The organism is Sedimentitalea todarodis (assembly GCF_032595355.1).
Taxonomy (GTDB): Bacteria; Pseudomonadota; Alphaproteobacteria; order Rhodobacterales; family Rhodobacteraceae; genus Sedimentitalea; species Sedimentitalea todarodis.
Genome location: NZ_JASMWN010000027.1, coordinates 51,595 through 57,594, shown reverse-complemented (window position 1 = coordinate 57,594; position 6,000 = coordinate 51,595). Strand labels below are relative to the sequence as shown.

Sequence of the window (6,000 nt, the reverse complement as noted above, 5' to 3'; positions counted from 1 at the left end):
GTGTGGAATGCTGAATGTTCATGGGAAAACCCTCTGTCAACCGAGGCAAAATCACCTCGATCAACAGCAAACTCTCAACTTCACAATCCGCGAAACAAATCCCGACTACGCGCAACCCACGCCACAAGCGCCCATATCGCGAAGCGATTTAGTGCATCAGCTCTTTCATGCCCTCGCCCGCAATGACCCGCCGCGACCGGTTCCGGGTGAACCTCACCAAGGTTGCGGGTCTCTGACAAGGATCAGTTGTCATCACCTTTGAGCGCCGTCCGAGCTGCAACATGGCGAAAAAGATCGCTGCGAGAATGCACGAAATCAACAATGATCACCTGGTCCGGCCGATCCAGAAACACCAGGAAGTGCTCCCCTGCCCTGAGAAATCTCAGCCCTTTGACCACATCCACGAGGATGGCACAGCTGCGGCTTTGCACCTGGCCATTTACGATCGCGTCACAACGGGAAAGAAGTACGGCCTCATAGATGTCCGCCTGATGGGCGCCAAATGTCTCTCCGGTCCAGCGGGCGATCGCGACCAGACTGTCTTCCGCACGGCGCGTCAGCCGGAAAGATCGCTTCATGAAGTTGACCGTGCCCTCGCGAAGGCCCGCCGGACAGCATTTTCACCACCGCCCTCGGCCAGGTCACCTTTATTAGCCTGCTGAAGCCCTTCGAGGAGACCGTCCTGAAGGCTTGCAAACTGCGCCTCTTGCTGTTCGAGCAGCCGCAAACCGGCCCGCATGGCTTCGCTCGCATTTTGGAACCTACCGGACGCGACCAGTCCCTGAATCAGCTGGTCCTGGGCGTCAGTCAGAACAACGTTTCGTGTCACCATGATGCAAATCTCCCTATTGGCAATATATGCCAACGTCCGTCTTCGATCAATACCCCTTACGCAGCCTGTGCGCTCATCCGGCCATAGAAGCTGCGCCCGAGATGCAGCCCCCCTGCCCCGGCCTTCTCGGCCATACCGCGCAGATAGCCGCCCGGAGACGCCACTTCACCCGCAGCGTTTGTCGAACATCAGCACAAGGGCGGCTGTTGCGATCTGGGCCCGAGCCTGTCCTACGCAAAACCCCAGGCGTACTCGGAAATGCCGATCAACGGTCTGAGTTGACCCGCAATCCGGTGCAAATTGCTCCAATCCTTCAGATTGCCACCCATGTTGCGCGCGCGGGATGCGACTTGAGGACAAGCCTGCATAACTGTCGACAAATCGAGCGCTGCTCCGCGTTTCTTGCGTATTTCAGCTACCCAGTGTTCCAACTCCTTGTCCACCTGCTCTTCCGACGCCGCATTTCGCACCACGCTTGCCGTTTGCTTATATTCTGAGCGACTACAGGTTACAGGATCAAGTTGATATGGTGTTATATATGAAGGTCGGGAATGCCCCCAAGGGTTCATTTCCAGACTCTGTTCAGAGACTTGATCACGGATTTCGGGTGGGCTTTCCACAACCTCGATCGCGCGCGTCGCCTTGAGAACGATCGCTTCAACGCGTTCCTGAAGCTCACCAATCCACGTCAAAAAACGTACCAACTTTTCTGAAGCCGCGCCAGGAGTCTTCCAATAGGCTGGTGAACTGGTCCCACGGGCCTCTCAGCGCCCGGCAGAGCGCCTCTTTGATCCGGAGGGGATCATCCGACGTGCCACCGTGATCGGGCGCTTGGGGTCGTCATCGCTCGTGCGAATGAGCGCATCCAACAGCGAAGGGCGTAGAGTGTTGGCTGTAGACAGAACCAATCATCCAAAGCTGCTGCTATTGCGTTTTGGATTGCATAGGGTGGGATATCCGATACGTGAGCGTCTTCGATTTATCGGCCATATACCCGGCGGCCTCGAAGATGTGCATGGAGTTTCGCTCATTCCATGTCAATCGCGTTCGTGTGGGACAGCAAGAGGCGTATCCAGTTGCCCTGCGTATTCAATCGGACATGGGCCTTTGCCGACCTGTGAGATGACAGGTTGACGGCGATCACGACGGGACCGAGTTGAGAGGTTTCGAGCTCGATGGATGTGCCTATTCTATTGGCTCATGTGTGGCTGAGGAGGCCCGTGCGCTGGACCCACGATTGAGACATTTGGCCACCGTCGCCCGTTCGATTCCGCTATGCGTCAATTCAAACTCATCCTGGCCATCGTCGTATTCTTCCATCTCCCGATTCAGCTCGGGCAGTCGTGGTATCCGGTGGGGATAGTTTGGCCGTCACGAAAAAGGTTGAGGCAACTTCGTGGTCGGCCTGGGTGTAATCTTGCAAAGCCTCAAAAGCGTCGAAATGATCGGGCTGGTGGCACTGCATCAGCTTTTCTCCATTGTTGACCACCGAAAGTGCCTTTTCTTGCCTGACATTTCTCTTGGTCTCGTTCGAAGCACTCTCTGTTACTAACGATGTCCACCGCGGTGGACGCTAGACAATTGCGCTGCCGGATCGTGACAATCTCTGAAGCAACGTGGTCGGATCAAAATGTGGCTCTCTTCGTCCGAGTGTGATGCTGTGGAAATATGCTCCAAAGTTCCGGATTTTGCTGCCAAGTTGAAGCATGATAAAGATCGCACACGAAACCTTCTCAGTGCCTACTGCGTTTCTTGCGTTTTCAAACGTACTAGAATGGATGCCCATCATCGGGGCAAGAGTGCGCGCGTGGTTTTCGACGTCATGCCAGCTTTCAAGCGAGTCTGAGGCAAATGAAGTTGCCTGGTTACATACCGAAGTTAGCGTTTGGAGTTCGGGTATTTTAATACTCCGCCTGCTTTCTAGATCTTTTTGTTCTTTTATTGACTTAGAATGATGCCGGACAGTTTGCCCGTCATTGGCGGGCAATTCGATTGATTCCGGCGCGTCCACCGCGGTGGACAATAGCAGATGTTCCGCGTCGGCTTGGGCAAGCAAAACGCGGTATTCTGCAAGGGTCAACTTTCTCCGGAGGGTTCTTCGTACGTCAGATGGAAACGCGCTGTCGGGATCAAACTCTTCCAATTGCGCGAGTCGTGTTAGAATTTGCTTTCGGACGAAGATGCGATCCCGCCGCGTGTTTTCGAGCTCCTGAGCGACAGCGAGGAGTTCACTTGCGCGTTCAAACAACGGCGCGAGCGAAAGTCCATAGCTGATGCAATGGCCTTTGGATGACCGTACACGGTAGCGTTTCCCGTTTGGGCTGTCGTGTCGTCTTAGGAAGCCCGCTCCAACGAAGCGATCGATGTGCCTGCGGAGGGTTCGTTCATCGATTCCTCCGACACGCCGGCAAATCTCGTGATTGGAGGCGAACACAATCTCGCCGTGACCTGGCTTGAGAAAACTGAGCATCGCCTGAAGTGTTTGGACATGGCCGGGGCGTAGTCCAAACAGGGTTCGGGAGTCTCGGAGCGCTCTGAAGACGGCCCAGATGTCGGTTTCAGGGGGTGGTGTCGTACCAGTTGCCAGAGACGTGCCGGTACTCTTGATTGAAAGCTTTGTGAATGCCATGTTTGATGAGCGAAGACCATTTGGCCCACAACTCTCCCGTCTCTTCCCGCGATTTCTCGCGTGAAAAGGCAACAAAAAGACGTCCACCGAATCGATGGCTCTTGACCGCTTTGTCGGAGATTGCTACATCACAGGTGCTAATCACATGATGAGGGCTCTCCAGGGGAAACCTTGGGGGGCTCTTTTCTTTTTTGGCCTTCGCCTTTCTCCTCTGCTCTTGTTTTCGTTGCGGCTGGGTTAGGACCCTGAGCCTCTCTCATCCTGCCATTGATCAAAAAGCCGCCGAAGTGTAGCTTCTGCACGCTGTTCGATCCACTGGCCGAATTCCGGGTTGTCCTTTCGGATTATCTTGATGGCGATTGATTTGCCATCAATGGCAACTGTTGCGACGGGCCTGCCATTTTCAGCTTTGACCACAGTCTTTCGACCGCGTGTAGCTTGCTTTACCGCTCCACGCGCCTTGTTCGTGCCAGCAATGTATACCGCTTGAAATCTCTCGGAACTCGGTGTGTCATCGGGCAGGGAAGCAAGGGCCTCCTTTGCGATGTCCACCAGTTGTACCTTTTGCGCTAGAGCCGCCAAGTCTCCCCACTGTCGCCGGCCGACACCATGTGCGGGCCCGATAAGTAGAACGAGTTCTTCAGGCAGTTGTTCGACGACCACACGATGGTTCGATACGCCTTGCCGCGTCAGGCCCAAAGCGTCCTGGATCACATTCGGTTTGTAGCCTGATTCCTGCATCTCTTTGATAAACATAGATTTTTCTATGAAGGATGGGTCGAGACGCAGGTTGTTTTCCTGACCTTGAGCAATCAACGAGGCATTATCGTCGAGCGTGCGGACAATTGCCTTGACCGTTCCGCCCACCTTTCGGATGGCCGCGAGTCTGCGCCGGCCATAAATGATGCGGTAGCGGTCCGGCTGGTCCGACGGACGGACCATGATCGGTACCTGCTGACCATGTTTTCGTATGCTTTCCGCGAGATCGTCAATGCTGCTGTCTTCGAGCACCAAGCGATCCCGCAAGCCATCCACGTCGATCCGGTCGGTGTCGATGTCGCGGATTGAATTGGCCGTGATCTCGCGTAACGAGTCACGTAATCCACCGACAGAACCGGGCAGCTTTGGAGACTTTGGTGGGGCAGGGGAGGGCGCTGCCGTCTCCATGTCGTCTTTCGGAGGTTGGTTGAATATGTTGCGGGCCATCAGCGACGTCCCCACGCCATCTGGATCGTCTGTTCGAGCTCATCGGAAACGCTGTTCACGCTCGTCAGTGCACGTTCAATGGTTTTTCGAACGAACTGGCTCGGATCGACTTCATAGATCGTCTGCTGGGTCATGCCGGCGTCCGAGATTGCCGTAGACTTCAGCATCGGTTCGGTCATGACCTGGCCCGCGAGAATCGACCGCAAGTATCCAGCCATTTGGGTCTGCGGACCGTCAGATGGCTCATACCGCGTGATGAGAAACTTGACGAAATCCCAGTTTACGCGCCTTCCGATGGCTTCTTCGACAGCCTTGATCGTTTCGGATGCGAGTTTGAGAAACTGGCTCATGGATGCAATGTCGAGCATGCCCGGTACAACGGTGACCAGGAGGCCGGTCGATGCTGCCAGAGCCGTCAAAGTGAGAAAGCCCAACTGCGGAGGACAGTCGATCAACACTATATCGTAGTCGGAATCGACCTCTTCCAGAGCCAGGGTGAGGCGTTCCGCGAATATCGGCTGCACCCGATTTGCGAGTGCGTTTGCTGTTTCGGTCTCGTATTCAGACAGCATCAAGCCTGCCGGAACCATGTCGAGATTGTGAAAGTACGTTTTCTGAATGACATCCGAAAGGGGAACCTGGTTCTCATACCGCAAGCTGTCGTAGATGGTGCCACCATCGGCGAATTCGAGCTCGGGCCGAAAGCCGAAGAATGTGGTTAGACTGGCTTGCGGATCAAGATCAAGCACAAGCACGCGGTATCCGCGCAGGGCATAGCGCTGCGCCAGGTGAATCGTAGTGGTTGTCTTGGAGGAACCACCTTTGAAATTGACGATTGAGATAACCTGGAGGCGGTCGCCATCATGACGTCCGGGCCGATAGGCGTCGGCATTCTTCCCAGTGCGACTCAAAATGTTGCGCAGATCGTCGACTTCTTCAGCCGTATAGAATCTATGCCCACGGGTATCGGTATGAACTTCGGGAAAACTCCCGTCTTTGTGGCGGTTGCGAAGATTGGACGTGCTAACACGAAGTAAGCCGGCAACTTCGGTAGAACTGAAACTTCTGAGGGATTTGCGTTCTTCGGGCTCAAAGGCAATCTTCATCTGCCGATCCAGCGACTCGGCAAGATGGTCCGCAAACGCCCCGATGTCGGATGAGCCTATCCCTTGCGCGAACCCAACGTTTCGATCATCCATGTACTGCCGCCTCTCATGGCCTTTGTTAAGGCTCTTGATCATTCTGACGGTCGAAAGCACGCCTGACGCTTTTCGCCGTCAGAATGGAAATGCCATGAACATCCGAGTCCAGCAAGAAGAATCTAAATGTGGTG

7 protein-coding genes are annotated in these 6,000 nt (G+C 54.9%); all 7 read right to left on the bottom strand.

Annotation, left to right across the window (positions count from 1 at the left end; genetic code table 11):
• Positions 1 to 242: 242 nt before the first annotated feature.
• The 7 genes from QO231_RS22845 to repA all read right to left on the bottom strand — a co-directional run bounded on the left by QO231_RS22845 (position 243) and on the right by repA (position 5,866).
• Positions 243 to 578 carry a type II toxin-antitoxin system RelE/ParE family toxin gene (locus tag QO231_RS22845; RefSeq protein WP_316781948.1) on the bottom strand — a complete coding sequence of 112 codons (336 nt, stop codon included), beginning with the start codon at positions 576 to 578 and terminating at the stop codon, positions 243 to 245.
• Positions 575 to 832 (bottom strand): type II toxin-antitoxin system ParD family antitoxin, encoded by a 258-nt coding sequence (locus QO231_RS22840; RefSeq protein ID WP_316781945.1) that lies wholly within the window; start codon positions 830 to 832, stop codon positions 575 to 577. Before QO231_RS22840 ends, QO231_RS22845 begins: the two co-directional genes overlap by 4 nt.
• Positions 833 to 888: 56 nt before the next feature.
• Positions 889 to 996 (bottom strand): hypothetical protein, encoded by a 108-nt coding sequence (locus QO231_RS22835; RefSeq protein ID WP_316781943.1) that lies wholly within the window; start codon positions 994 to 996, stop codon positions 889 to 891.
• Between the two features lie 66 nt (positions 997 to 1,062).
• Complete coding sequence (locus QO231_RS22830) at positions 1,063 to 1,536, bottom strand: hypothetical protein (protein WP_316781941.1); 474 nt, start codon at positions 1,534 to 1,536, stop codon at positions 1,063 to 1,065.
• 869 nt (positions 1,537 to 2,405) lie between these two features.
• Positions 2,406 to 3,461 (bottom strand): plasmid replication protein RepC, encoded by a 1,056-nt coding sequence (gene repC / locus QO231_RS22825; protein ID WP_316781939.1) that lies wholly within the window; start codon positions 3,459 to 3,461, stop codon positions 2,406 to 2,408.
• Positions 3,462 to 3,698: 237 nt separating this feature from the next.
• Positions 3,699 to 4,667: a plasmid partitioning protein RepB gene (repB, locus tag QO231_RS22820; protein ID WP_316781937.1), complete on the bottom strand. Its 969-nt coding sequence runs from the start codon at positions 4,665 to 4,667 to the stop codon at positions 3,699 to 3,701.
• Entirely contained in the window at positions 4,667 to 5,866 is a 1,200-nt protein-coding gene (gene repA, locus QO231_RS22815) for a plasmid partitioning protein RepA (protein ID WP_316781935.1), read from the bottom strand. Before repA ends, repB begins: the two co-directional genes overlap by 1 nt.
• Between the last annotated feature and the right edge of the window lie 134 nt (positions 5,867 to 6,000).